The sequence below is a fragment of the Enterobacter soli genome, assembly GCF_964208575.1.
Lineage (GTDB): Bacteria > Pseudomonadota > Gammaproteobacteria > Enterobacterales > Enterobacteriaceae > Enterobacter > Enterobacter soli_A.
In genome coordinates, this window is the sequence record NZ_CAXOFU010000016.1 from 60560 (window position 1) to 83380 (window position 22821).

Annotated in this window: 28 protein-coding genes; 9 read left to right on the plus strand and 19 right to left on the minus strand. The window is 58.4% G+C overall.

What is annotated here, in order from left to right; translation table 11 throughout:
* Position 1: 1 nt before the first annotated feature.
* The 10 genes from flgK to flgB are packed head-to-tail and all read right to left on the minus strand — an operon-like array spanning position 2 to position 7799.
* Positions 2-1372, minus strand: a complete 1371-nt coding sequence (gene flgK / locus AB6V08_RS16375; protein WP_368543883.1) for a flagellar hook-associated protein FlgK — start codon at positions 1370-1372, stop codon at positions 2-4.
* 3 nt (positions 1373-1375) lie between these two features.
* Positions 1376-1768 carry a rod-binding protein gene (locus AB6V08_RS16380; protein ID WP_368543884.1) on the minus strand — a complete coding sequence of 131 codons (393 nt, stop codon included), beginning with the start codon at positions 1766-1768 and terminating at the stop codon, positions 1376-1378.
* Between the two features lie 9 nt (positions 1769-1777).
* Positions 1778-2869: a flagellar basal body P-ring protein FlgI gene (locus AB6V08_RS16385; protein ID WP_368543885.1), complete on the minus strand. Its 1092-nt coding sequence runs from the start codon at positions 2867-2869 to the stop codon at positions 1778-1780.
* An 11-nt stretch (positions 2870-2880) separates the two neighbouring features.
* Positions 2881-3546, minus strand: a complete 666-nt coding sequence (gene flgH / locus AB6V08_RS16390; protein WP_368543886.1) for a flagellar basal body L-ring protein FlgH — start codon at positions 3544-3546, stop codon at positions 2881-2883.
* Positions 3547-3570: 24 nt separating this feature from the next.
* Positions 3571-4356 (minus strand): flagellar basal-body rod protein FlgG, encoded by a 786-nt coding sequence (gene flgG / locus AB6V08_RS16395; protein ID WP_368543887.1) that lies wholly within the window; start codon positions 4354-4356, stop codon positions 3571-3573.
* Between the two features lie 17 nt (positions 4357-4373).
* Positions 4374-5105 carry a flagellar basal body rod protein FlgF gene (locus AB6V08_RS16400; RefSeq protein WP_368543888.1) on the minus strand — a complete coding sequence of 244 codons (732 nt, stop codon included), beginning with the start codon at positions 5103-5105 and terminating at the stop codon, positions 4374-4376.
* Positions 5105-6292 (minus strand): flagellar hook protein FlgE, encoded by a 1188-nt coding sequence (gene flgE, locus AB6V08_RS16405; RefSeq protein WP_368543889.1) that lies wholly within the window; start codon positions 6290-6292, stop codon positions 5105-5107. The genes AB6V08_RS16400 and flgE overlap by 1 nt, the downstream gene beginning before the upstream one ends.
* Before the next feature lie 12 nt (positions 6293-6304).
* Complete coding sequence (gene flgD, locus AB6V08_RS16410) at positions 6305-7000, minus strand: flagellar hook assembly protein FlgD (RefSeq protein ID WP_368543890.1); 696 nt, start codon at positions 6998-7000, stop codon at positions 6305-6307.
* 3 nt (positions 7001-7003) lie between these two features.
* The gene (gene flgC / locus AB6V08_RS16415) at positions 7004-7429 is read right to left on the minus strand and encodes a flagellar basal body rod protein FlgC (RefSeq protein ID WP_368543891.1); all 426 of its coding nucleotides are present in this window, start codon (positions 7427-7429) and stop codon (positions 7004-7006) included.
* 19 nt (positions 7430-7448) lie between these two features.
* Entirely contained in the window at positions 7449-7799 is a 351-nt protein-coding gene (flgB, locus tag AB6V08_RS16420; RefSeq protein ID WP_006177433.1) for a hypothetical protein, read from the minus strand.
* A gap of 87 nt (positions 7800-7886) precedes the next feature.
* On the opposite strand from flgB, the gene flgA reads away from it, so the two are divergent.
* The 5 genes from flgA (at position 7887) to AB6V08_RS16445 (ending at position 11033) form a co-directional block, all read left to right on the plus strand.
* Positions 7887-8672, plus strand: coding sequence for a flagellar basal body P-ring formation chaperone FlgA (gene flgA, locus AB6V08_RS16425; protein ID WP_368543892.1), 786 nt, complete (start codon positions 7887-7889; stop codon positions 8670-8672).
* A gap of 131 nt (positions 8673-8803) precedes the next feature.
* Entirely contained in the window at positions 8804-9076 is a 273-nt protein-coding gene (flgM, locus tag AB6V08_RS16430; RefSeq protein ID WP_368543893.1) for a flagellar biosynthesis anti-sigma factor FlgM, read from the plus strand.
* A gap of 2 nt (positions 9077-9078) precedes the next feature.
* Positions 9079-9516, plus strand: a complete 438-nt coding sequence (gene flgN, locus AB6V08_RS16435; protein WP_368543894.1) for a flagellar export chaperone FlgN — start codon at positions 9079-9081, stop codon at positions 9514-9516.
* A gap of 75 nt (positions 9517-9591) precedes the next feature.
* Positions 9592-10620, plus strand: coding sequence for a CDP-glycerol glycerophosphotransferase family protein (locus AB6V08_RS16440; protein ID WP_368543895.1), 1029 nt, complete (start codon positions 9592-9594; stop codon positions 10618-10620).
* 20 nt (positions 10621-10640) lie between these two features.
* Positions 10641-11033: an adenylyltransferase/cytidyltransferase family protein gene (locus tag AB6V08_RS16445; protein ID WP_368543896.1), complete on the plus strand. Its 393-nt coding sequence runs from the start codon at positions 10641-10643 to the stop codon at positions 11031-11033.
* 32 nt (positions 11034-11065) lie between these two features.
* Here AB6V08_RS16445 and AB6V08_RS16450 read toward each other — a convergent pair whose 3' ends face one another.
* The 9 genes from AB6V08_RS16450 to AB6V08_RS16490 are packed head-to-tail and all read right to left on the minus strand — an operon-like array spanning position 11066 to position 20040.
* Positions 11066-12004, minus strand: a complete 939-nt coding sequence (locus AB6V08_RS16450; RefSeq protein ID WP_368543897.1) for a hypothetical protein — start codon at positions 12002-12004, stop codon at positions 11066-11068.
* Positions 12005-12035: 31 nt separating this feature from the next.
* Positions 12036-13412 carry a glycosyltransferase family 2 protein gene (locus AB6V08_RS16455; RefSeq protein ID WP_368543898.1) on the minus strand — a complete coding sequence of 459 codons (1377 nt, stop codon included), beginning with the start codon at positions 13410-13412 and terminating at the stop codon, positions 12036-12038.
* Between the two features lie 4 nt (positions 13413-13416).
* Positions 13417-13860 carry a flagellar export protein FliJ gene (gene fliJ / locus AB6V08_RS16460; protein WP_368543899.1) on the minus strand — a complete coding sequence of 148 codons (444 nt, stop codon included), beginning with the start codon at positions 13858-13860 and terminating at the stop codon, positions 13417-13419.
* Positions 13861-13866: 6 nt separating this feature from the next.
* A complete protein-coding gene (gene fliI, locus AB6V08_RS16465) occupies positions 13867-15186 on the minus strand; it encodes a flagellar protein export ATPase FliI (protein WP_368543900.1) in 1320 nt (439 codons plus the stop codon).
* Entirely contained in the window at positions 15179-15925 is a 747-nt protein-coding gene (gene fliH / locus AB6V08_RS16470; RefSeq protein WP_368543901.1) for a flagellar assembly protein FliH, read from the minus strand. Before fliH ends, fliI begins: the two co-directional genes overlap by 8 nt.
* 3 nt (positions 15926-15928) lie before the next feature.
* Positions 15929-16963 (minus strand): flagellar motor switch protein FliG, encoded by a 1035-nt coding sequence (locus tag AB6V08_RS16475; protein WP_368543902.1) that lies wholly within the window; start codon positions 16961-16963, stop codon positions 15929-15931.
* Entirely contained in the window at positions 16938-18602 is a 1665-nt protein-coding gene (gene fliF / locus AB6V08_RS16480) for a flagellar basal-body MS-ring/collar protein FliF (RefSeq protein WP_368543903.1), read from the minus strand. Before fliF ends, AB6V08_RS16475 begins: the two co-directional genes overlap by 26 nt.
* A gap of 10 nt (positions 18603-18612) precedes the next feature.
* Entirely contained in the window at positions 18613-18987 is a 375-nt protein-coding gene (gene fliE / locus AB6V08_RS16485; protein WP_368543904.1) for a flagellar hook-basal body complex protein FliE, read from the minus strand.
* A gap of 21 nt (positions 18988-19008) precedes the next feature.
* Positions 19009-20040: a sigma-54 interaction domain-containing protein gene (locus AB6V08_RS16490; RefSeq protein WP_368543905.1), complete on the minus strand. Its 1032-nt coding sequence runs from the start codon at positions 20038-20040 to the stop codon at positions 19009-19011.
* A 478-nt stretch (positions 20041-20518) separates the two neighbouring features.
* On the opposite strand from AB6V08_RS16490, the gene AB6V08_RS16495 reads away from it, so the two are divergent.
* Genes AB6V08_RS16495 through fliQ form a run of 4 tightly spaced genes read left to right on the plus strand, consistent with a single transcriptional unit; the run spans position 20519 to position 22818 of the window.
* Positions 20519-21400 (plus strand): FliM/FliN family flagellar motor switch protein, encoded by an 882-nt coding sequence (locus AB6V08_RS16495; RefSeq protein WP_368543906.1) that lies wholly within the window; start codon positions 20519-20521, stop codon positions 21398-21400.
* Positions 21393-21794: a FliM/FliN family flagellar motor switch protein gene (locus tag AB6V08_RS16500; protein ID WP_368543907.1), complete on the plus strand. Its 402-nt coding sequence runs from the start codon at positions 21393-21395 to the stop codon at positions 21792-21794. Before AB6V08_RS16495 ends, AB6V08_RS16500 begins: the two co-directional genes overlap by 8 nt.
* Complete coding sequence (gene fliP / locus AB6V08_RS16505) at positions 21791-22543, plus strand: flagellar type III secretion system pore protein FliP (RefSeq protein ID WP_368543908.1); 753 nt, start codon at positions 21791-21793, stop codon at positions 22541-22543. The genes AB6V08_RS16500 and fliP overlap by 4 nt, the downstream gene beginning before the upstream one ends.
* A 2-nt stretch (positions 22544-22545) precedes the next feature.
* Positions 22546-22818, plus strand: coding sequence for a flagellar biosynthesis protein FliQ (gene fliQ / locus AB6V08_RS16510; RefSeq protein ID WP_095442794.1), 273 nt, complete (start codon positions 22546-22548; stop codon positions 22816-22818).
* The last annotated feature ends 3 nt before the right edge of the window (positions 22819-22821 follow it).

Below are 22821 nucleotides of genomic sequence, written 5' to 3' on the forward strand. Positions count from 1 at the left end.
GTTAAAACAGGCCTAACAGGTCGTTGAAAATTTGGTTTCCGGTGGCAATGACCTTGACGTTGGACTGATACGCCTGCATGTAGACCTGCAGGTTAATCGCCTCTTCGTCCTGGTTTACCGCGCTGAGATTGTTCCGCTGAAGCTGCGCCTGGTCATAAACTCCCTGCGCGGCTTCCAGCTCGCTCTGGGCTTTTTTGCTGGCGATACCGACGTTAGAAATGATTGCCGCCGCGCCTTCGTTGAGGCTCATGTTGCCCATTCCACCGATATCGACCTTGGTGTTTTTCAGCGCGATCAGCGCCTGCAGGTTGTCGCCGTTCCCCTGCTCGTCAGGCGAGCCCGACAGCGCCAGGTCATCCGGCTTGAGATCGTTAACCTGTAAAATGCCCTTCGGGTTGGTCAAATCGAAGGTAAACAGCGGCTTGCCCGGGTTGCCGTTCTTATCAAAGCCCTGCGCCAGCTGGTCGTTGAACAGCGTGGCGACGGCTTCCGCCATCCCCTGCACGGAGGCCTGCATGTCGGCCAGATCCCCGGTTTCATAATCGTACAGCGCGCCAAGCTGCCCGCCCGTAGACGGGTTCAGTGAGAAGGTGGTGTTGGAGAAGTTCAGGCTGAGCACCGGATTGCCTTCGCCATCCAGGCTGCTTTTCAACTCCCCGGCCACTTTACCGCTCACCAGCGGCTGCCCGTTTTTCATGGAAACGGAGTAGCTGCCGCTGCTGTCCTCGGTCACTTTGACGTCGGTATAGGCGCTGAGCTGCTTGACCAGCTCATCACGCTGGTCGCGCAGCACGTTGCTGTTACCGCCCGTGGAGTCCATCTCCATGATCTTTTTGTTGTAGTCGGCAATGCCGGACGTCAGGCTGTTGATCTGCCCGACCATGGTGTCGCGCTGGTTGGCAATCGAGCTTTTCTGGCTGTTGATGAAGTCGTTCATGTTATTGAAGCGGGTGGCCAGAGAGTCCGCCTGGTTCAGCAGCTGCTGGCGCTGGGCTTCGTTTTCCGGCTTTTCCGTCAGGGCGCTCAGCGCCGCAAAGAAATCATCCAGCCCGGTTCCCAGGCTGGTTGAGTCGGTGCCGATCACCTTCTCCAGCGAGCCGAGGTACTGGTTATTGATGCCGTAGTAGTTGGCTTTGCTGTTGCTCTGCCACACCTGGTTGGTCAGGTACTGGTCGGAAATGCGGCGAATGCTGTCGACCTGTACCCCCGCACCGGCGGACAGGCCGCCCTCGCCCATTGTCACCACCGAGCTTTGAATAATGCCCTGGCGGCTGTAACCCGGCGTCAGAACGTTCGAGATGTTCATGGAGGTGACGCTCATCCCGAACTGGGCCGCCTGCAGGCCGCTCCAGGCAATGTTGATCATATTCATCGGTTACTCCTGCCCACGGCGCATTACCGGTACGACGGGGGGTGTTAATTGCTGAGGATGTTCCTGTAAAGCGACCCTTTCCGCCCCGTTCTTAAGCCCGGCGCTCTCCTGCGGGCCAAGCTGGGTGATAATCATCCGGGCAATCCCCGTGCTCTGCTGCGAGGCCAGCTGCGAGGCGAGTTTGTCGTCGTAAAACTCCTGCATCATGCGCTGCTGCTTGCTGTCGAACGGGTTATCGTCCACCAGCGCCTGGGAGGCTTTACGCATCTGTTTCATCAGCGAGCGCAGGAACAGGGCTTCGAACTGCTCGGCGGCCTGCTCCAGATTTTGCGGTTTGACCTGCCCGGTCATGTCGCCAGGCAAGGTGGTCATATCCCGAGAAATGGCGTTTAACATTTCGGCTCCTTAAATCACCACCAGCTCGGCATCCAGCGCGCCGGCTTCGTGCAGTGCCTGCAGGATCGCCATGGTGTCGTCAGGCGACGCGCCGAGGCTGTTGAGGGTGTTCACGATGCTGCGCAGGCTGGTTCCGGCCGCGACCGTCACCATCTGCCCGCGGCCGCGGTTAACGCTGACGTCGCTTTCCGGAGTGACCACGGTCTGACCCGGACTAAATGCCCCCGGCTGGCTGACGTTGGACGACTCGCGAATGGTCACCGTCAGGTTGCCGTGGGAGACCGCCGCCGCATGAACGACAACGCCATCGCCAATCACCACCGTGCCGGTACGGGCGTTAAACACCACGCGCGGCGGCTGCTTGCCGGCGTTGATCTGCACGTCTTCCAGCATCGACATAAACGCCACGCGCTCCCCCGCCGACTGCGGGGCGTTGACCACCACGTTGGTGGCGCTTTGCGCCGTGGCGGTGCCGGAGCCAAACGCGTTGTTCAGCGCCATCGCCACGCTGTTCGAGGTTTTAAAGCTCGGACGCTTGAGGTTCAAAATCACCTGGCTGTTCTGCTGGAAGTCGGAAGGGATCTCCCGCTCAACCGAGCCGCCGTTCGGCACGCGCCCCACGGTCGGGGTGTTGATGGTGATGCTGGAGCCGCTGTTGCCTTCGGCCTTCATGCCGCCCACCACCACGTTACCCTGCGCCAGGGCATAGACTTCGCCATCCGCCCCGCGCAGCTGGGTCAGCAGCAACGTTCCGCCGCGCAGGCTTTTCGCATCGCCAATGGACGACACGGTGACGTCGATAGCCTGACCCCGCGCGTAGCCCGGCGGCAGCGTGGCGCTGATCGCCACGGCGGCCACGTTTTTCACCTTCGGATCAATTTTGGTCGGCAGCTGCACGCCAAACTGGCGCAGCATGTTGGTCACCGACTGGCTGGTGAACTTCACCTGGTTTTTATCGCCCGTTCCGTCGAGGCCCACCACGAGGCTGTAGCCCACGAGCTGGTTGCCGCGCACCCCCTGGATATCCACGACGTTACCCAGGCGTTCCGCCATCGCGCCGGTCGTCCACAGCAGCATCAGAAAAAGCATGATTTTTCGCATGACGGACTCCGTTAGATTGGGAACAGCGGGTGGTTAAAGAAGCGGGTCAGCCAGCCTGCGGAGTTGGCATCGCTGAGCGCGCCGCGTCCGGCGTAGGAGATACGCGCGTTGGCAATCCGCTGGGAAGAGATGGAGTTGTCACGCTCGATATCTTCGGCACGCACCAGCCCGGTAACGCGCATGTACTCATCCCCCTGGTTGAGGGTCAGCCACTTCTCGCCGCGCACGGCCAGCACGCCGTTCGGCAACACCTTATAGACCGCAACGGTGATGGCACCACGCAGGCTGTTTTGCTGCTGCGAGGTGGCATTACCGTTGAAGTTGCGGTTGCCGTCTATCGAGCCCGCCAGCTTGTCCACCGAGTGACCAAAGGCCTCCGGAATGCCGATAGAGACATCGTTTTTCTTGCCGAAATTGGTTCGCGCCTGCTTGCTGGCCTGCGTGGACTCGTCCAGCTTGATGGTCAGGATATCGCCCACCCGGTAGGCGCGACGATCCTGCGTCAGCGACCAGTTGTAGTTGGCGTTGTAAAGACCGCCGCCCTTCGTTTCCGCTGGCGGCATGGCAAAATCTTCCGGCGGCGCATAGGCCGCGTCGTCTTTATGTACCAGCAGAGCCGGGCTTTCACACCCGGCCAGCAGCAGTACAAAAAAGCCGATAACACACTGCTTTTTCATTTTTCGTTCACTTCACTTCACGCGTTACATCTGCTGCGTGACAAACTTCATCATGTCGTCCGCGGCTGAGACCATTTTGGCGTTCATCTCATAGGCGCGCTGGACGGTAATCATATCGACCATCTCTTCCACCACCTGAACGTTGGAGCCTTCAAGCGACCCCTGCTCAAGCTGACCGAAGGCCTCTTCACCGGCGACGCCTTCCACCGCTTCGCCGCTGGCGGCGGTTTCGCGGTACAGGTTGCCGCCAATGGCCTCAAGGCCGGCCGGATTGACGAAATTGACCAGGGTGATCTGCCCCAGCTCAACCGGTTCGGTTTCACCGGCGACGGTGGCGGTCACGGTGCCGTCTTTGCCAATCTGGATGTCTTTGACGTTATCCGGCAGCTCAATCTGCGGCACCAGCGGCAGCCCCTGCGCGTTGGTCAGCAGACCGTCCGGGTTCTTCTGGAAATTCCCGGCGCGGGTATAGGCGATATCCCCGTCGGTGGTTTCCACCTGGAAGAAGCCCTGCCCGGTAATCGCCACGTCCAGCTTCTGCCCGGTGTTCTGAATATTGCCGGTAGAGAACTCTTTCTGGGTGCCGACAATCTTCACCCCGGTACCAAACTGAATGCCGGTCGGCGAGATGTTGTTCTGGTCAAGCTGACCGCCCGGCGTGCGCTGATTCTGATAGAACAGATCGGCGAACATCACGCGATCGCGCTTAAACCCGGTGGTATTGACGTTCGCCAGGTTGTTGGAGATGGCGCTCATCTTCGCGTCTTGCGCGGCAAGGCCGGTTTTACTGATCCATAAAGCGGGATTCATCGTTATTCCTTACTCAATCAGGTATTACGCAACAAACGGTTGCCCGCCGTGGCCAGGTCTTCCGCGGCTTTCATCATCTTGATTTGCGCCTCAAACTGCCGGTTCAGCGCAATGCTCGACACCATCTCGTTGATGGCGGAGACGTTGGAGCTTTCAAGATGCCCCGACACCAGCTCGACCTCTTCCGTGCGCGGGTTGTTGGGCGCGTTGGTGACCAAAAACCCGGCGCTGTTTTTGCTGAGCTGGGAGGCGGGAATGTCCACCAGCTTGATGCGATCGACCTCCATCGGCGCCGCCACGTTGCCGTCGTCCGGGACGATGGAGATCACCCCGTCATCGGCAATGGTGATTGCCGAAAACGGCGGCAGCACGATGGGGCCGTTATCGCCCGACACGGGCAACCCGTCGATGGTCAAATCCCCGTCCGGGCCGACCTCAATCTGGCCGTTGCGGGTGTAAACCTCGCGGTTGCCACTCTCCAGCGTAATCAGACCGCTGCCTTTGATGGCAACGTCCAGATCGCGTCCGGTATCGCGCGTGGCGCCGGGGGTTAAGTCCACGCCGCCCTGCTGCTGCTGCACCAGGAAGCGGGAGGCATAACCCTCCCCCGCGATCTGCTGCGACATGGCGTTATCCAGATCGTGACGGAACCCCTGGGTGTTCACGTTTGCCAGGTTATTGGCGTGGATCTGCTGCTGGGAGAGGCTGCGCGACGCGCCGCTCACGGCGGTATAAATCAGGTGATCCATTACACCGCCTGGAACAGCGCGGTCATCATGCTGTCGTTGGTGCTGATCACTTTGGTGTTCGCCTGGTAGTTACGCTGCGCCGTCATCAGCCCAACCAGCTCGGCGGTCAGGTCAACGTTAGAGCCTTCCAGGGTGTTGGAGCTCAGCGCCCCCAGCAGGCCCGTGCCCGGCGTGCCGGTCAGCGGTGCGCCCGAGCTGGCGGTTTGCGTCCAGGTGGTGCCGTTTTCAGACGAGAGGCCGTTCGGGTTCGCGAAGGTCGCGAGAACCACCTGCCCCTGGAGCAGTCGTTCACCGTTAGAGAAGGTGGCGTAAACGCTGCCGTCTTTGTCGATAGTCTGGCCGGTGCGTTCGCCGGAGGCATAGCCATTGCCGTTTTTCTTACTGACCGCGAAATCGGAGCCAAACTGGGTGGTGCCGTTGTAGTTCAACGCGATATCAATCGTGTTTGCGCCCGTGACGTCCGCGGAGATGTTGATCGCGCCGTTAGGCGACTGCAACACGCCCTGCTCGGTGAAGGTCAGCGTCTGGGTGGTATCCAGCTTTTGATCGTCCATGTAGTAATGAACTTCCCACGCGTTATCCCCGGTCTTCACGAAGTACTGCTTCAGGGTGTGTTCACGGCCCAGCGAGTCATACACCTGGGTGGCGTCGGTGTGGTTGTAGGAGGACTCGTCCGCCGGATCGAAGGTGGTGGTTTTTGGCAGCTCTTCGTTCGCGTTCAGGTTTGCCGCAAAGTCCAGGGTGCTGGTCGCTTTCGCCGGGATAGAGCCACTGCTGATGGTCAGGTTACCCACCGTACCGGTCTGGATCGCGCCGTTAGCGCCGACCGGATAGCCCTGGAGATACATGCCCTGATTGTTAATCAGGTTGCCGAGGCTGTCGGTACGCATGTAGCCCGCGCGGGTATACGCCGTGGCGCCCGCGCTGTCGCGCATGACGAAAAAGCCGTCGCCGTTGATCGCCAGATCGAGGCTGTTGGCAGAGGAAAAGATGCTTCCGCTTTTGGAAATACTCTGGGCGACGCCGGTGACGCCTACGCCCAGCGGCTGGCCTTCCGCATACATAGAGGCAAACTCTGCGCGGCCAGACTTGAAGCCCACGGTGCCGGAGTTGGCAATGTTGTTGGAAATCGCGCCCAGCTGCTGGTTAATGGCATTCAAGCCCGAGATTGCAATATCAAAGCTCATAGTTGTTCCTGATTAACTCATTAGTCCCTTTGGGGTTTTGTCACTCGACTGCCCAAACTGCGTAATATTGTTGTAAGCCACTTCACCAATGCCGTTGATGTTCAGCACCGTCGAGCTGCCGTCGAGAGGAATACGCACGTTGTTCACCACGCCGCCCACTTCAATCGGCACGCTGCTGTCCTCAACGTCGGTGACCACGGACAGGGTGTATTTACCCTCTTTTAAGCCCAGCGCTTCCGGATCGATGGTGAAATCCACCGTCCCTTTTTCCTGCTTGCCGAGTTCGATTTTGGTCTCGTTACCGCTTTCATCCTTCACCACAACGGTGACGGTGTTGGCGGCGTGATCCAGCGTCAGGCGTCCGTCAATGCTGGTGGCGCCATCGGTTTCTACCGTGTCGGTCTGCACCATCACTTTTTGTCCCACCAGGTTGCCCGTGGAGAGGGTCTGGAGGTTGTCCATCAGCACGGCGTTGTTCGCCATCAGCTGGGACATGGTCTCCATCGACTGCACCTGGGTCAGCTGCGCGAGCTGGCTGACGTACTCCGTGCCGTCGGTCGGGTTGAGCGGATCCTGGTTCTGGATCTGCGCCACCAGAAGCTGCATAAACAGGTTGTTCATGCCCGCCGCGGTGTTGTCATTGGCCGATACGCTGCCGCTGTCGTAGGTGGTCGTGCCGGACTGGGTGGAAACTCCATTCACACTCATGAATTACGCCTCTCCAAGACGCAGCAGGCTTTGCTGCATGCTTTTTACATTGTTAAGAACGTCCACGTTGGTTTCGAAGTTGCGCGACGCGGACATCATGTCGGCCATCTCCTCCACCACGTTGACGTCCGGATACCAGACGTAGCCGTCGGCGTTTGCCATCGGGTGGTGTGGCTCATAGCGCTGAACCGCACTCCCCGTAGAGACCACGTCCAGCACCTGTACGCGGGCACCGCTCAGCGCTTTGTCGCTCATGAGCTGGTCGTTCTGGTACACCGCGGCAAAAACCGGACGGCGCGCTTTGTAAACATTCCCCTCGTCCACCGCCGGGGTTTCGGCATTGGCGAGGTTACTGGCGATGGTGTTCAGACGGACGGTTTGCGCCGTCATCGCTGAACCCGATACGCGATAAATATCGCTAAAAGCCATTTTTATTCACCTGATTCAATTACTTACCTTCAATTGCTTTTTTCAGGCCGGTGAATTTCATATTTAAAAACGCCAGGCTCATCTGGTAGTCCTGCACGTTTTTTGAAAACTCCGCCTGCTCCACATCCAGCGCGACGGTGTTGCCGTCCGATGAGGGTTGGTAAGGCACGCGATACATCTCCTGCGGCGCAGAGCCGGGAAAGAAATCCCGCTGCGAACGTTGCATCTCCGCGGCAAAATCAATATCTTTAGCCTGGAAATTGGGGGTATCGACGTTAGCCAGATTTGCTGAAAGCAGTTCCGCCCTGGAAAGTCGAAGTGCTACAGCCTGCGGATGAACGCCCAATGCCTTATCAAAAGTAATACTCACAGCTCACTCCTTTCTGATGATGGACACCTGCGATAGTCCGTGTTGCTACAGCATTTAAAGCAACTATCGTGCCAGGTTTATAACATCATGAATTTCATAAGCTTTTCATTAATGTCGCGCCGGAAAGGGAAAGGTTTTTTCCGCACGGTCATTCCGCCGCTGCTGCTTGCCGCGTGTGCCTTACCGGCCCTCGCCCAGCCGGCCCCCACCACCGCGCGCAAACAGGTTTACGCCCGCGTTCAACAGCAGGCCGCCGACGCCATTCGCCAGGAGGCGGAACGCAACCGCTGGGAGGACTACCAGGCGAAGCTGAACCTGTTTATTCCCTCAGAGATTTCGCAGTACGCCCCCTGCACCACGCCGCTCAGCGTGAGTATGCCGGGCGGCGAGCACCTGGATTTGCGGCGACTGCGCTTTGACGTGCGCTGCGAGAGCGGAAGCGGCTGGGACGTTGCGGTCACGGTGAAACCCGATATCTATTTGCAGGTGCTGATGGCGAAACAGACCCTGGAGCGCGGACACGTGCTGGCGGCAGGCGATCTCACGCGCCGGAAGTTCAATATCAGCAATCTGCGCGGCGGATACCTCACCCGCCCGGACGACGCGGTGGGGCTCACCGTAAAGCGCCGCGTCCGCGAGCTTCAGCCCATCAGCCAGAGCCAGCTTGATTCCCCGGTGATGGTCGAGCGCGGCCAGCGCGTGCTGATGGTTGCCGTGCAGGATGGCGTAGAGGCGCGCACCATGGGCATCGCCAGCAAAAAGGGGCGCAAAGGCGAGATGATTAAGGTCAAAAACGAAAGCAGCGAACGCGAGGTCACCGCGAGGGTGGTGGATATGGGCGTGGTCAGAACCGGCTATGTCTCCGCCCGATAAAAATATGGCGTACCGCTTAAGTTTTCGCGCTAACGCGCCGCTTTACCCCGGTAAGGCGTCAGGAAAGGCGATTTCCGCTGTGAACGTCCTGGCGAAAACGATCAATAAAAAACCGAAGATGGAGTAGCGCGATGAAAGTGACATCCACCCAGTATGCAATGACCAGCGCAGTGAATCAGGCCAGCGCCACGACCCCGACGCGCGTCGCAGATGCTGATGAGATGAAAACCACCCGAACCGCCGCCATCGACCCCGTTCTTGGCGATGCCCAGACTCAGCTGGCCGCGCTGCCAGAGGTGGATATGGCCCGCGTCAACAGCATGAAAGAAGCCATTGCGCAGGGCAAAATCAGCATCGATATCGATTCGCTGGCCGGCGCAATCGAGAAATATTATCAGAGGTAACAATGAGTAACGCCGCACAGTGCGTAAAAATGCTGGTTCAGGGCATGGTGGAAGATCGCGACACCTACACCAGTCTGAAGACCCTCCTTGCCGACCAGCGTCAGTGGCTGATCGCGCGCGATGCCGCGCAGCTTGACGTGGTCAACCCGCAGCTGATGGCGCATTACGAGAAGCTCTCCCACAACAGCAAGCAGCGCTATCAGCTGCTGACCCGTCTGGGTATCCCTGTCGGATCTGCTGGCCTGCGCACCCTCTTTTCCCGCCTTCCGGCTCAGCATCAGAGCCAGCTCAACGCGCTCTGGACGTCCCTTGAACAGGTGGCGGCAGAATGTAACGCCCTCAACGACAGCAATATTGCCGTTCTGACGATGCAGCAGGAGATCCTGCAAAACCTGTTGAATATTAGCGAGCCGGAAAACTGGCTTTATGAGCAAAGTTAAGCAGGTGTGCGGCTTAGGAAATGAAGTGACGGGTCTTTAAAAATGAGCAATCAAACGCGCTGTATCGGTTTCCTAATGGAGACCTCTTTTCACTACGAAGTTTATATCAACATTATCACTTCACTTCTTCACCGAGATATTCCGTGCGACATCATTATCAATGACGTCATTGAAGCGGAATATGTCAACAATATGATGGATTTCCTGGGAACGGTTAACGTTCCTGGGCTGCGCTTTATGCTGCTGTCTTCCGTCGTCAAACATGGAAAAGTGTATAGCTGCCTGGTGACGCCCTACTACCTTCCCTACGCTGAGAAGATTGCCTCTATTCATGTCCGCACGGTCTACGGTCTGGCGAAAAATGAATGGAACCATGCGGCGTGGAATACGAAATACGATTACATTTTGTGCTACAGCCATTACACGGCAAACGCGCTGAACCTGGCTTCGCGCGTTAAGGTGGTGGGAAACCCTCGCTTCGACGCCTGGCACAGCAAAACCTGGCCGCGTGAATTACCGTCCCACATCGCGCTCGACCCGGAAAAACCGACCCTGCTCTATGCCCCCACCTACGGCGAGCTAAGCTCTTTGCCCCACTGGGCAGAAAAGCTCGGTCGGCTGAGCAACGAATACAACATTATCTGCAAGTTACATCACGGCACGCTGTACAGAAAAGAAGAGCAGCCAGGCCTGAAAGCCGCCCGACGCCATTTAAAGAATATCGTTACGGATAATGCGTCAACCTTCGCGCTTCTTGACCGCGCTGACTACGTAATAAGCGACAACAGCGGTTTTATTTTCGATGCGATTAATGCGGAAAAGCGCGTTATTTTGCTGCGCTGGGACGCGATGGACGATCTGCTGATAAAAAACCGGTCGTTCAGCACCCTTGAAAGCCCCGAGCAGCAGATCCGAAAACTCCTTCCTGACGCGCGGGATATGGCCGATCTTCGCCTGTTCCTTTCCGGAGAATACCCGTGGCATGAAAAGGCCGCTGAACTGGATTACATCAGAACGGAATATTGCGATGCCTTTAACGACGGGAACGCCGGTAAACGCGCCGCGGATATTATTGATGAGGCAACGTCGGCACTGTCGGCCTGATTCTGATAGCAGAAAAAATAATGAAAACGATAATTACCTTTGGCACGTTTGACGTCTTTCACGTCGGCCATCTCAATATATTGCGGCGCGCTAAAATGCTGGGAGACCGGCTGGTTGTCGGCATCTCCTCAGACGCGCTGAATATGAAGAAAAAGGCGCGCCTCCCGGTCTATCTTCAGAATGAGCGCATGGAAATAATTGAGGCGTTACGGTGCGTGGATGAGGTTTTCGTCGAAGAGTCGCTGGAGCTTAAGGCCGACTATATCCGGCAGTTCAACGCGCAGACGCTGGTGATGGGCGATGACTGGAGAGGAAAGTTTGACCACCTTGCCCCGCTGTGCGAGGTGGTTTATCTCACCCGAACGCCCACCATTTCCACCACGTCCATTATCGAAACCATCAAGATACGCTAGATATTAAAAAAGGCGGCCCGGGCCGCCTTTCGTCAGATTAACGACAGTCCGCACAGCAGGGTGTAGTCGGCGGTATCCTCCCGACGATCCCCCTGTACCGCCTGCTGCTGCCAGCCATACCACGCGCTGAACAGGCTGATAAAATCGTCCTCCCTCAGCGCCGCGTTATCCTCCAGCCACATCGCGCACAGCATTTTCAGCTGGAAGAACTGACGCGTGAGGGACTTCAGCGCTTCACCGTAGTGGGCAAAGGCGCTGCCGGGGAAGAACTCGCCGTACAGGCGGTAGATCAGCAGATTGCGCAGGATGTGCGGCTGTTCCTCCAGTAGCAGGATGGGTTTCGCCTCCAGCTCGCGCAGGCGATCCTGGAGTCTTGCAGGCTCCATCACCGCCAGTTCGCTGAGTTTGAGCATGAACATCATCTTCTGCATCGGCGGCAGGTTCAGATTCAGGCGCATCGCCCCCATCTCGCCCAGGGCCTCCACGCGGTTCACTTCGATCGGCGGCAGCATGGTGAACTGTTCGTTCAGCACCCCGCCCTCGGCGAGCAGTGAAAGCTGTTCGCCCATAGTGACAAGCTCCTGAGGCTCGCACTGCTTTTCATCCACGTAGCGCTGGGCTTTGCTGAGCAACACGCCGATGGCATACAGGCTGCTTTGCAGGGTCAGCGCCGGATGAACCGCCATATTGATGCACTGCTGGTTCAGGGTTTCGTTCCACAGGTCGGCTCCGCGCCCGGCGGCCGACTCCGCTTCCCCGGCGTGCAGCACAAACGCCTGCGGGTTGAGCAGAATTTCGCGCGCCGCGCTGGCGCAGGCGGCGTTCAGGCTGTCGCGCTGCTGATTGCCGAGGGTCGCCTGGGTTTTCGGCCAGCCGTCCGACGCCTCCTGGCAGGCGGGGCAGTCACAGGCCTCTTCACGCGCGTTAAAGCGCATCACGTATTCAGGTTGATAATGTTCAATCATTTCCATACACCTGCTCCAGCCGCTGCAGTGGCGGCGTTCATCGTTGAAAATTTTTACGGAAAAACCAGTGGGTGCAATCGATGGCTTTGCCACTGGCGGGGTCTTGTATCTCGGGTAAAAAGGCGAAGCTCGGCTGCAGGCCCAGCCAGCAGTGGGCCTGCATTTGCGCGGGCCAGCAGGCGTCAAGGCTTTGCGCCTGGCGGTAGTGTTCCAGCAGCGTGGGAATATAGGCCCCGTTCACCGCGTAGGCGCAGCCGCATCCCCCGTCCAGCACGCGCACCACGCCGGGCAGCGAGTTAAGAGGAGCGATGCTGTTGTAACGCGCGCCCAGCAGAACCACCTGCCAGTCGATATGCGGCAGGCGGGTCAGCAGCCGGTTGACGGTTTTGAGGGAGATCTCTTTGCGCACATACTTCACCGACGCGTCCAGCAGCAGCACGCTTTTCCACCGCTCGCGCTGCGCCTGCTCCAGCACCCGGCAGTGGCGTTCAAGCTCGCCGTGCTGCGGGTCGACCGCACAGGGCACCAGCTGTTCCTGGCGCATACCCAGCGCCGTCAGCGCCTGCATCTGCGCGCTGAGCGCGTCGGCGTGGTGCGGGTCGTAAAGCACCGCCACCTTGTCAAACGCCTGCCACTCAACGGAGGTGCTCAGCGGCGCCTGGCTCAGGCGGCGGTAGTGGTTCAGCAGGCTACGGTCGCTCACGAAATCCTCCAGCGTCAGATCGACGGGAGTAGAGGAGCCGAGCACGAAATCTTTATCGTAGGTATTGGCGCTGTGGGAGATACAGAGGATCGCCTGACGGGGATCGATCTGGCGGACGGGCGCGGTAAAGTTATTCAGAAACGCCTGCTCCTCGGCCAGCGTCGCCGCGTCTTCATAGCGATGGTTTTTGAGGAAGTTGCGATGGTAGCCGAACGTGCCGTTCAGCGCGTGGCGTTCACCGAAGGCGTGGGTCTGGTAGATTTTATCGAGATGGCTGTACCAGATATAAATGGTATCGCTGCCGGAAAACAGGGCGTTGCTTTCCTGCATCGCCGCCACCTGCATACTGATTTTATTCGGCGAATAGTAATCGTCATCATCGAAGCAGATGATGTACTCCCCCTTCGCCATCTCGTTGAGCATGTTGCGCTTTTTGCCCAGATCCAGACGCTCCGGGCTGTGGACGTAGCGCACCGTACACACCGCCGGATCGACCATCATCGCGATCACGTCTTCGTTGCTGGTTTCAGAGTCATCCAGAATGATCAGCTCGCGCTTGTCGGCCGGATAGTCCTGATACTGGAAGATGTAGAGCAGATAGGGCAAAAACGCCCGGCGGTTCCAGGTGGGGCACACCACGCTGACAAACGGCGTGGCGTGCGCTTTTTTCTGCTGCTGGCGCTTCAGCAGGGTCTGCATCAGATTCGTCATGGTCTTATCGCTGCCGCTGGGCCTGCTGCTGGCGAAGCCAGCACTGGGCCGACATCGCATCCGTATTTTTTTGATCGCGACGCTCGTTCGCCAGGCGCTGCGCGTCCCGGCGCTCCGCCAGCACCAGCTCCAGGCTTTTCTCCTTGCGGGACTCCGCCAGCAGGTTTCCCCGCAGCTTCTGCGCCTCGACGTTCGCCAGCGCCTGCTCCTGCTTTTGCCAGTCGATCACGCGCTGGATCTGGCGCTTATAGACCGACTGATTGCAGAGCAGGGTCGCGCCGCCGGAAAAGGTCTCCGCCGGGCCGGTAACCAGGCTGCTCAGGGCGTGGATATTCTTTTCCAGCCGCTGGCACAGCTGCTGCTGGGAAGCCAGCCGGGCGCTGAGATCCGTTACCGCGCGGTTGCGCATCTGGTGAAGTTGTTCGAGCGTGGTAATGATTTTTTTCATGGTTCATCATCCTGCCTGAGCCAGTACGTTCAGATCGGCAATGGTCTTATCGAGGGGCGCCGCGTCCTGCACTTCCTGCTGCAAAAAGCGGGTTATCGCCGGAGAGAGGTTGACCGCCTTGTCCGCGAGCGGATCGGCACCCGCCACGTAGCCTCCCAGCGGGATCAGCGGCTTAATGCTTTGATATTCCGCATAGAGCTGCTTAAGGGTGCGGGCAGAGCGCTGATGGTCGCGCTGGGTCACCTGGCTCATGCAGCGGCTGATGGACTGCCCGATATCGATGGCCGGATAGTGCCCGGCCTCCGCCAGGTGGCGCGACAGGACGATATGCCCGTCCAGCACCGCACGGGCGCAGTCCACGATCGGATCCTGCTGGTCGTCGCCCTCTGCCAGCACGGTATAAATGGCGGTCATCGAGCCGCAGCTTTCGCTGTTGCCCGCGCTCTCCACAAGCTTAGGGATCAGCCCAAACGCCGAGGGCGGATAGCCTTTGGTGGCGGGCGGTTCACCCAGCGACAGGGCGATTTCACGCTGCGCCATGGCGTAACGCGTCAGCGAGTCCACCAGCAGCAGCACGTCTTTGCCTTTGTCGCGGTAGTAGCTGGCGATGGTGTGGCAAAGCTCCGTCGCCTTAATGCGCATCAGCGGCGATTCATCCGCCGGGGCGGCGACAATCACCGATTTGCGGCGTCCGGCCTCGCCCAGCGAATGGTCGATAAACTCTTTCACTTCGCGCCCGCGCTCGCCGATCAGCCCCACCACCACCACTTCGGCCTGGGTGTAGCGGGTGATCATGCCGAGCAGCACGCTTTTCCCCACGCCGCTTCCCGCCATCAGCCCCACGCGCTGGCCTTTGCCGATGGTGAGCAGGCCGTTAATCGCCCTGACGCCAACGTCGAGCGGCGCTTCAACGGGCTGGCGCTTGAGTGGGTGAACCTGCGGCAGCTGCTGCGGCAGCACCGTGTCGCCGCTGAGCTTGCCTTTATCGTCAATCGGCTCACCCAGCCCGTTCACCACGCGGCCCAGCCACTGGTCGCCAATCAGCACGCCGCTCTGCTTATCTACCGGGAAAACGCGCGCCCCCGCCATCAGTCCGGCAGGCTGCTTGAAGGGCATTAAAAAGGTCACATCGCGATCGAACCCCACGACCTGGGCCTCAATCAGTTCGCCCTCGCCCCCTTCGACCTGGCAAAGCTGCCCCACGGCCAGGCGACAGCCCACGCACTCCAGCAGAATCCCCGTCACGCGCACCAGTCGGCCCGCCACCCGCGCGAGGTTAATGTTTTCCAGCGAGCGTAAGACCTGCTCGAAATCGGTATCACTCATCGTGAGATTCCGGCAGAAGGTTCGCTTTTAGCGCGTCCATACACTGATCGAGCCGGTGCTGACAGCCCACGTCCATTTCGGTGGTGTTGGTGATCACGCGGCACTCGCCGGGCGGAAGATCCGGATCGGCGGTCAGCCCCCAGAGCGACACCTTTTCCGGCTCCGCTTCGCTAATGCGGCGGTGTTCATCGCTGTTCAGCATCACTTTAACCTGCTCCGGCTGCTGCGGCAGCGCGCTGAGCGCCTCTTCCACCAGGGTCAGGATCTGCGTTGGATGCAGGGTAAGCTCGCAGCGGATCACCTGGCGGGTGACCTTCTCAACCAGCTGTAAAAGCTCTTCGCGGCGGCGCTGCTCGTAGTTCGCCATGAAGGTTTCCATCGACGCGATAATGCTGTCCAGCGGATGCGCGGCTTCCAGAAACTGCTGGCGCGCCTGCACTTTGCCCTCGGAGCGCCCTTTGCGCACGCCCTCGTCAAAGCCGAGCCGCAGCCCTTCCTGGTAGCCTTCGCTTTTGCCCTCTTCCAGCCCCTGCGCAAAACCGCTGTTCAGCCCGTCCTGAAAGCCCTGCTGAAACTGCGCCTGTAGCGCCGCGTCGTCCATCACCGGATGCTGTTCATCCGGCCGATGCTGCGCCTGATGGCGCTTGCGCAGCGGCGGGAACTTATGCAGGCGGGGTTTGATGACCGCCTGACGGCTGGAGGTCAGCGCGCTTAAGGGTAAGCTCTGTTTTTTGTACATGGGTTACTCCATGGTCTGCTCGGCAAAGAGCTGAACCTGAATTTCGCCCTCCTCCGCCAGCTGACGCACCGTCGCCATAATCTCTTTGCGCACGTGCTCAATGCGGCTCACCGGCACAGGGCCGAGGCGCGTGGTGGTGGATTGCAGCAGGGTCACCTGACGTTTTGGCATGACGTTGAAGATAGCCTGGCGCAGCACCGGCTCGGTGCCCTTAAGCGCAATCGCCCACTCTTCGATGGAGATTTCCTCCATCAGACGCTGCAGGGTGGCAGGCGTCTGACGGCTGAGGATGAAGAATTCGTACATCTCTTGTTCCAGCTCGTCCACCACGTCCGCATCGCGCTCGCGAAGCTGCTCCAGCAGCTGCTGCTGGTTGCCCGGAATACGGTTAACGATGTTGGCGGCATGCTTAATGCCGACCACCTTCGAGCCGTGCTCGGACAGCACCGCCACGCCGCGCTCAATCAGGCGGTCCAGTTCATCAATCACGTCGCGGTTAACGTCATCCAGACGCGCGATGCGCCAGACGATCTCGTCCTGCCGCTCCTGGGAGAGCGCGCTGAGCACGCCCGCGGCCACGTCGGGCGGCAGGAAGGCGAGGAACACGGCCTGAAGCTGGAGGTGCTCCTGCTCGATCAGGGCCGCCAGCTGCGGCACGTCCACCCACTGCAGGCGCGCCATGCGGTGGCGGATTTCGTCCCCGTAGATACCGTTAATCACGCTGCTGGCGATTTCGCCCCCCAGCGCTTTCTCCAGAATGCCGCGAAGGTAGCTGCGCGACGCGCCGTTGATCCCGCTCTGCTCGCGGTAATCGTCGAAGAAGTTGTTCATCGCGTGGCGCGCCTGGTCAACCTTCACGCCGTGCAGACGCGCCATGGTGTCGCTGAGCAGGATCACCTCGTCGCGGTTCATCTTCTGCATCACTTTCGCCGCGGCCTCTTCGCCGACGCTGAGCAACAGAATGGCTGCCTGCTCCAGCCGGCTGCGCCCCGTTTTCACGTTACCTTTACCGCTATGATTTGCTGTCAGTTCGCTCATTGCTGTTGATCCATTGTTTCAGTACTTCGGCCATACGTTCAGTTTCGTTTTCGGCCAGCATTTGCAGGTATTCCACCTTGGTTTCCAGGCCGGAACTTTGCGGCGGCAGCTCGGTATCCTGATTGAATCCAGGCCCCGGCAGCCCGGTCAGGCCGGCTTCGGTGGTGACCAGATTGCTCTCTGCCGCGTCGTTATCCTCCAGGGCGACAAGCTCCACCGGATCGCGACGACCGTAGCGCTGGGCCAGCGGGCGCAGACCGAACAGCAGGGTGAGCAGAATCAGCATGCCGATGCCGCCGTTTTGCCCCCAGTACTGAATATTCGGGTCTTGCCACCACTTCAGCTCCGGCAGGCCGTCCACCGTTCTTTCAACAAAGGCCAGCCTGTCGAGGGTCAGCGAGTCGCCGCGCGCTTTTTCGATCCCGGCGGCATCTTCCACCAGACGGGTCAGGGCGGTGAGCTGCTCGGGGGTCATGCTGGCCAGCATCGGCGCGGCCTGGTTCAACGCTACCGCCACGCGCAGTTTTTCGAGCTTGTAGCCCGGATGGCGGATATGGCGGATATCGCGATCGAAGGCGTATTTACGCTGCTCCTGGCTGCGGCTGGAGAGCGAAGACGGATTGCTGGTTTGCGTCTGGGTCGTCGCCTGGTTCGCCGCCATCGGCGGGGTCACCGGCTGCGCGGGCTGGTTGACGGGACGGTTGCTCAGGGAGCCGGGGATCCCGATCGCCAGTTCGTTGGTGGTATTTTCCCGCGAGATATTTTCATCGCTGATTTGCGGCTCTTTGCCCAGGCGCTCCTGGGTCTCTTCCACGCTGCTCATGTCCACGCTTGGCGTGACGCTAATGCGGAAATTCTCGCTGCCAAAGAGCGGCGTCAGCAGCCCGGCAATGTTGTTGATGGTTTCATGCTTGATGCGCTCGATGACGTCGCGTCCCTGACGGATGCTCGCCATGTTGATGCCGTTCTGCTGCCCGTTGTCCGACAGCAAATTCCCGGCCTGATCCACCACCCGCACGCTGGCCGCATCCATACCCGGCACGCTACCCGCCACCAGCTGGACGATGGCCGCCACCTGCTGTTCGTCCAGGTGTTTGCCATAGTTGAGCTGCAGCATGACCGAGGCGCTGCTCTGCGGCTTGTTGGTCATCACAAAGGAGCTGGACTCGCTCAGGCCGAGGTGAACGCGGGCGTTCTCAACCGGATCCAGCGCCATAATGCTGCGCGCCAGCTCGCCTTCCAGGCTGCGCTTGTAGCGGACGTTCTGCACAAACTGGCTGCTGCCGAGCATCTCTTCTTTGTCCATCAGCTCGTAGCCGTCCGGCATCACGGCGGTGATGCCTTTCGCCGCCAGCGCCATGCGCGCCCGGGGTAATTTGTCCTCCGGGATGAGGATCTGGCCGTTGTCAGGGTTGATGCGGTAGGCGATGGACTCGGCGCCCAGCACCTCAACCACCTGCGCCACCGGCAGCTTTTCCTGGCTACCGTACAGCGCCACGTAGCCCTGGTTGCTGCGCCAGAGGGAAAATACGATGGCCCCCGTCAGCAGCACGGCGCCCGCCGCAATCAGCCACTGCGGTTTCAGGCGGCTTTGCGGGAGAGGCAAGGCGGAAAACTTATCTTTTAACTTTGTCAGCACGAGGGAAACCTTACAGCGGAGTATTCATCACTTCGTCGAGCGCAGTGGTGAGTTTGTTACGCACCTGCACCATGGCGGAAAACGCCACGCTGGCTTTTTGCGATTCGATCATGGCGCCGGCCAGGTCGTCGCTCTGACCCAGCTCAATGGCGCGTTGTTTTGCTCCTGCGGCGTGCTGCATGGCATCGACGTTGTCGATAGCGCTATTCAGAACCTGCGAAAAGGAGGGTTGGTTCGCCCCGGTGACGCCGGGAAGCGCGCTTCCCGGCGCAATCACTGCGGTCGACTGTAGCGAGCCTGAAGCGGCAACGGCGGCCGCGTTATGCATTTTGTCCAGCATGGCCTGCTGGCTGGCCTGCATCCCAATGGCGGTAATTTTGTCCATAGCGTTATTCTCTGACGTGCGTTACGAGTAGCATTCGATATCGATACCTTCCTCGCGCATGGAGGCGAGTCGGTAGCGTAAAGCACGCGGTGTGATCCCCAGGAAAGCGGCCGTTTTGGACTTATTGCCGTGGTGGCGCTTAAGTAGCTCAATGATGTACTGATACTCAGCCATCCGGCCGTGGTGTTTAACGTTGTCTATCGCAGCGGGTGCCGCCTGGTTTTCGCGGTAGGCGGGCATCAGATCGACCGCCGAAACCGGGGGCTGCGCGGGCGTGACGGGCAGACCGAAGTCCTTCGCGGCGATCTCTTCCCCGTTGCTCAAAATCATGCCGCGCTGGATAACGTTCTCCAGCTCGCGCACGTTGCCCGGCCAGTCGTAGGCCAGCAGCGCGCGGCGGGCGTCGTCGCTTAAGCGGATATTGCCTTTGTGGAACGCCTTATATTTCGCGATAAAGCGTAACGCCATCGGAATAATGTCCGGGCGGCGCTCGCGCAGTGGAGTAATATGGATCGGCACCACGGAAATACGATAAAAGAGATCCTGACGGAAACGCCCTTCGGCAATTTCCTGCTGTAAATCTTTATTGGTTGAGGCCACCAGACGAATATCCAGCGGGATTTTTTTATGGCTGCCCAGACGCTCGACTTCCTGCTCCTGCAACACGCGCAATAATTTCGCCTGCAGCGCCAGCGGCATATCGCCAATTTCATCCAGCAGCAGCGTGCCGCCGTTAGCCTGTTCGAATTTACCGGCAACGCCGGTTACCGCCCCCGTAAATGCGCCTTTTTCGTAGCCGAATAAAATAGCCTCGAGCATACTTTCAGGAATGGCGGCGCAATTCACCCCAACGTAGGGTGCATCGCTGCCCAGTGCGTTTTCGTGGATGTAACGCGAAACACACTCTTTGCCTGTACCTGTCTCACCTGTAATAAGTACCGATACATTATATTTAGCAACACGGCGTGCTAATGAAAATACATTTACGCTTTCAGGCGCGCTGGCCACAAATCCATTTTCATTACGGACTTCATGTTCAATAACAATACTCATAACAACTCACCAACATTTAAGCTAATTGTTAGCTGAAGCGCATACGGGCCCGACACGCCATTGCTGGCGCATGTATAAAGGCAAGTATTCGATATGGACAATGCGAATTAACCGCGTGTTTTAATAACACAGGAATTCATGACTTTCGCGCATTATAGCGAGGCGTTAAGAATTGTCTTGTTTTTAATGGGTATTAAAATCTTAACCCATATATTTCAATGAGTTATGAAAAATATTAATGGTTATTAATCGTCCTGAAATAACGAATTAATAATACTCAGCGTCTTGATTACGCGCGTTAAACAGCGTCTAATTCCTATCCCTAATAAAACCCTCCGCGCCAGGGATTTATGAACAGGTAAACCAACTCACTTGCAAAGCGACACGGTTAAACAAAACTTAAATATTTTTTTGCCGGTGTGCAAATTTCTTCTCAATGGTGAAATTTGCTGACGGCTATCGTTATGCGGAAGACCCTATGTCAGCAGCTCCTCAGAGAATAAAAATCTACCAGCGTCAGGCGCTCCCCGATATGGTAAAGCTCGACGTGAGCAAGCTTGGGCGTCCCTGGCATAAATTGCCGAAGTTAATGAATGACAGCTTCGATATATTCGACGCGCGTCTGAGCATTTATTTTATTAAAAAACTGCGGGTTAACGTTGCTTTGAAATCGATGAGCTTTGCCATCGACCAGAATTATAAAAATACGCAACTGTTTACCACGCCCTTCGGCTCAATTGCGTTCAGCATTGAGCGAGAATTACTTTTACAGATCCTCCACGATTATTACGGCCTGGGAAAAGAGAGCCGTAATAAGTCGCTGGATGTGAATCAGCCGGTCACGAAAACCGAAGACCGCCTGAAAAATAAAATCGGTCTGGATCTGACCCGTCTGCTGATTGATAACGAGATTTTCGGTCAGGACATTGAGATTAAAAGCGATAACACCACGGTGATTAACCAGTGGGCGTGGTGCGTCACCTTCACGCTTGAGGGATATGACGAGGGCAGCTTTACCCTGCTCTTTGATAACGCCCACGTCGACCTGATGCTGGCGGCCTTGCGCTCACCCGAACGCGGGCAGCCCGGCAGCCCGCAGACGTCGCCCACGAAGTCCCAGATTGAACGCCTGTTTTACAGCATGCCGCTGAAGTTCAACGGCCATGTGACCAGCCTCAATCTGACCGTGGCCCAGCTCGCGAAGATCAGGCCCGGCGACATTATCCCGGTAAAGATTAACGAAACCATTCCGGTTTATATCGGTAAAGAACAGATTTTTGACGCCAAAATCGCTGAAGATCGCGGCAAGTTATTACTCTGTGAATTTAATGACAGAACCATCGAGAAGCATTATGAGTGATCAGCAACAAGACCTGAGCCAGTCCCTGGATTTTGGCGACCTTAATCTCGGCGAGATGCCGCGTGAAGAGACCGTAGAGGGCAATATCCGTCTCGATTTGCAGGCGGAACCCGAGTCCGCTTCCGGCATTGACGACCTGCGCAAAATGGCGCTGTTTAGCCGCATTCCGGTCACTCTTACGCTGGAAGTGGCCTCCGTTGAGGTCTCGCTTGCGGATCTGCTTAACGTCGGACACGACTCGGTGATTGAGCTCGACAAGATGGCGGGCGAGCCGCTGGACATCAAGGTGAACGGCATCCTGTTTGGCAAGGCGGAAGCCGTGGTGCTTAACGACAAGTACGGCCTGCGCATTCTGGAGTTCAACAGCAAAGAGCTGGGCGAGCTGACGCCATGATCTCCCGCCTGCGTACCGCGCTGCCCTGGCTTCTGCTGGGCGGTTTGCTTTTCTCCCCGCAGCTGCTGGCTGCCAACGGCGACATCACGCTGTTCAGCTCGGCCACCACCGACGGCGGTCAGGATTACAACGTCAAAATTGAAATCCTGATCCTGATGACCCTGCTGGGCCTGCTGCCGGTGATGCTGATGATGATGACCTGCTTTACGCGCTTCATCATCGTGCTGGCGATTTTGCGCCAGGCGCTGGGCCTCCAGCAAAGCCCGCCCAACAAAATCCTGACGGGTATCGCCCTGGCGCTTACCCTGCTGGTGATGCGCCCGGTGTGGACCACCATCTACCAGGACGCCATCGTGCCGTTTCAGAATGACGAAATCACGATGAAAGAGGCCTTTGGCAAAGCCGAAGTGCCGCTGAAGCACTTCATGCTGGCGCAAACCAGCAATAAGGCGATGTCGCAGATGATGACCATTGCGGGCGTAACCGGTGAGCCGAAAGAGCAGGACTTAACCGTTGTGACCCCGGCGTACCTGCTGAGCGAGCTGAAAACCGCGTTCCAGATAGGCTTTATGATCTACATTCCGTTCCTGGTCATCGACCTGATTGTCGCCAGTATCCTTATGGCGATGGGGATGATGATGCTGTCACCGCTGATTGTCTCGCTGCCGTTTAAGCTGATGCTGTTTGTGCTGTGCGACGGCTGGACGCTGATCGTCGGTACGCTGACCTCCAGCGTGCAGGGGCTATAGCCATGGTGACGATGGATATCGCCGGGGACATCATGGCCACCGGCATCAAGCTGGTGCTGGTGATCTCTGCCGTTGCGATTGTGCCGAGCCTGATCGTCGGCCTGTGCGTGAGTATCTTCCAGGCCACGACGCAAATTAACGAACAAACGCTGAGCTTTCTGCCCCGCCTTCTGGTGACGCTGGCAGTGTTAATTATTGGCGGTAAGTGGATGCTTACCCAGCTGGTGGATTTCACCGTCAATATTTTCCAGCAGGCGGCGGCGCTGGTGGGCTAGCGG

Bases quoted from the DNA above. Each gene is read 5' to 3' on its own strand.
- flgM (WP_368543893.1), top strand. From the start codon at position 8,804: ATGAAAGTGACATCCACCCAGTATGCAATGACCAGCGCAGTGAATCAG.
- AB6V08_RS16400 (WP_368543888.1), bottom strand. From the start codon at position 5,105: ATGGATCACCTGATTTATACCGCCGTGAGCGGCGCGTCGCGCAGCCTC.
- AB6V08_RS16495 (WP_368543906.1), top strand. From the start codon at position 20,519: ATGTCAGCAGCTCCTCAGAGAATAAAAATCTACCAGCGTCAGGCGCTC.
- AB6V08_RS16440 (WP_368543895.1), top strand. From the start codon at position 9,592: ATGGAGACCTCTTTTCACTACGAAGTTTATATCAACATTATCACTTCA.
- fliH (WP_368543901.1), bottom strand. From the start codon at position 15,925: ATGTACAAAAAACAGAGCTTACCCTTAAGCGCGCTGACCTCCAGCCGT.
- flgN (WP_368543894.1), top strand. From the start codon at position 9,079: ATGAGTAACGCCGCACAGTGCGTAAAAATGCTGGTTCAGGGCATGGTG.
- flgH (WP_368543886.1), bottom strand. From the start codon at position 3,546: ATGAAAAAGCAGTGTGTTATCGGCTTTTTTGTACTGCTGCTGGCCGGG.
- flgA (WP_368543892.1), top strand. From the start codon at position 7,887: ATGAATTTCATAAGCTTTTCATTAATGTCGCGCCGGAAAGGGAAAGGT.
- flgD (WP_368543890.1), bottom strand. From the start codon at position 7,000: ATGAGTGTGAATGGAGTTTCCACCCAGTCCGGCACGACCACCTACGAC.
- flgE (WP_368543889.1), bottom strand. From the start codon at position 6,292: ATGAGCTTTGATATTGCAATCTCGGGCTTGAATGCCATTAACCAGCAG.
- fliI (WP_368543900.1), bottom strand. From the start codon at position 15,186: ATGAGTGATACCGATTTCGAGCAGGTCTTACGCTCGCTGGAAAACATT.
- flgG (WP_368543887.1), bottom strand. From the start codon at position 4,356: ATGAATCCCGCTTTATGGATCAGTAAAACCGGCCTTGCCGCGCAAGAC.
- AB6V08_RS16450 (WP_368543897.1), bottom strand. From the start codon at position 12,004: ATGGAAATGATTGAACATTATCAACCTGAATACGTGATGCGCTTTAAC.
- AB6V08_RS16490 (WP_368543905.1), bottom strand. From the start codon at position 20,040: ATGAGTATTGTTATTGAACATGAAGTCCGTAATGAAAATGGATTTGTG.
- AB6V08_RS16380 (WP_368543884.1), bottom strand. From the start codon at position 1,768: ATGTTAAACGCCATTTCTCGGGATATGACCACCTTGCCTGGCGACATG.
- AB6V08_RS16475 (WP_368543902.1), bottom strand. From the start codon at position 16,963: ATGAGCGAACTGACAGCAAATCATAGCGGTAAAGGTAACGTGAAAACG.
- fliE (WP_368543904.1), bottom strand. From the start codon at position 18,987: ATGGACAAAATTACCGCCATTGGGATGCAGGCCAGCCAGCAGGCCATG.
- AB6V08_RS16445 (WP_368543896.1), top strand. From the start codon at position 10,641: ATGAAAACGATAATTACCTTTGGCACGTTTGACGTCTTTCACGTCGGC.
- AB6V08_RS16500 (WP_368543907.1), top strand. From the start codon at position 21,393: ATGAGTGATCAGCAACAAGACCTGAGCCAGTCCCTGGATTTTGGCGAC.
- AB6V08_RS16385 (WP_368543885.1), bottom strand. From the start codon at position 2,869: ATGCGAAAAATCATGCTTTTTCTGATGCTGCTGTGGACGACCGGCGCG.
- fliJ (WP_368543899.1), bottom strand. From the start codon at position 13,860: ATGAAAAAAATCATTACCACGCTCGAACAACTTCACCAGATGCGCAAC.
- fliP (WP_368543908.1), top strand. From the start codon at position 21,791: ATGATCTCCCGCCTGCGTACCGCGCTGCCCTGGCTTCTGCTGGGCGGT.
- fliQ (WP_095442794.1), top strand. From the start codon at position 22,546: ATGGTGACGATGGATATCGCCGGGGACATCATGGCCACCGGCATCAAG.
- AB6V08_RS16455 (WP_368543898.1), bottom strand. From the start codon at position 13,412: ATGACGAATCTGATGCAGACCCTGCTGAAGCGCCAGCAGCAGAAAAAA.
- flgK (WP_368543883.1), bottom strand. From the start codon at position 1,372: ATGAATATGATCAACATTGCCTGGAGCGGCCTGCAGGCGGCCCAGTTC.
- flgC (WP_368543891.1), bottom strand. From the start codon at position 7,429: ATGGCTTTTAGCGATATTTATCGCGTATCGGGTTCAGCGATGACGGCG.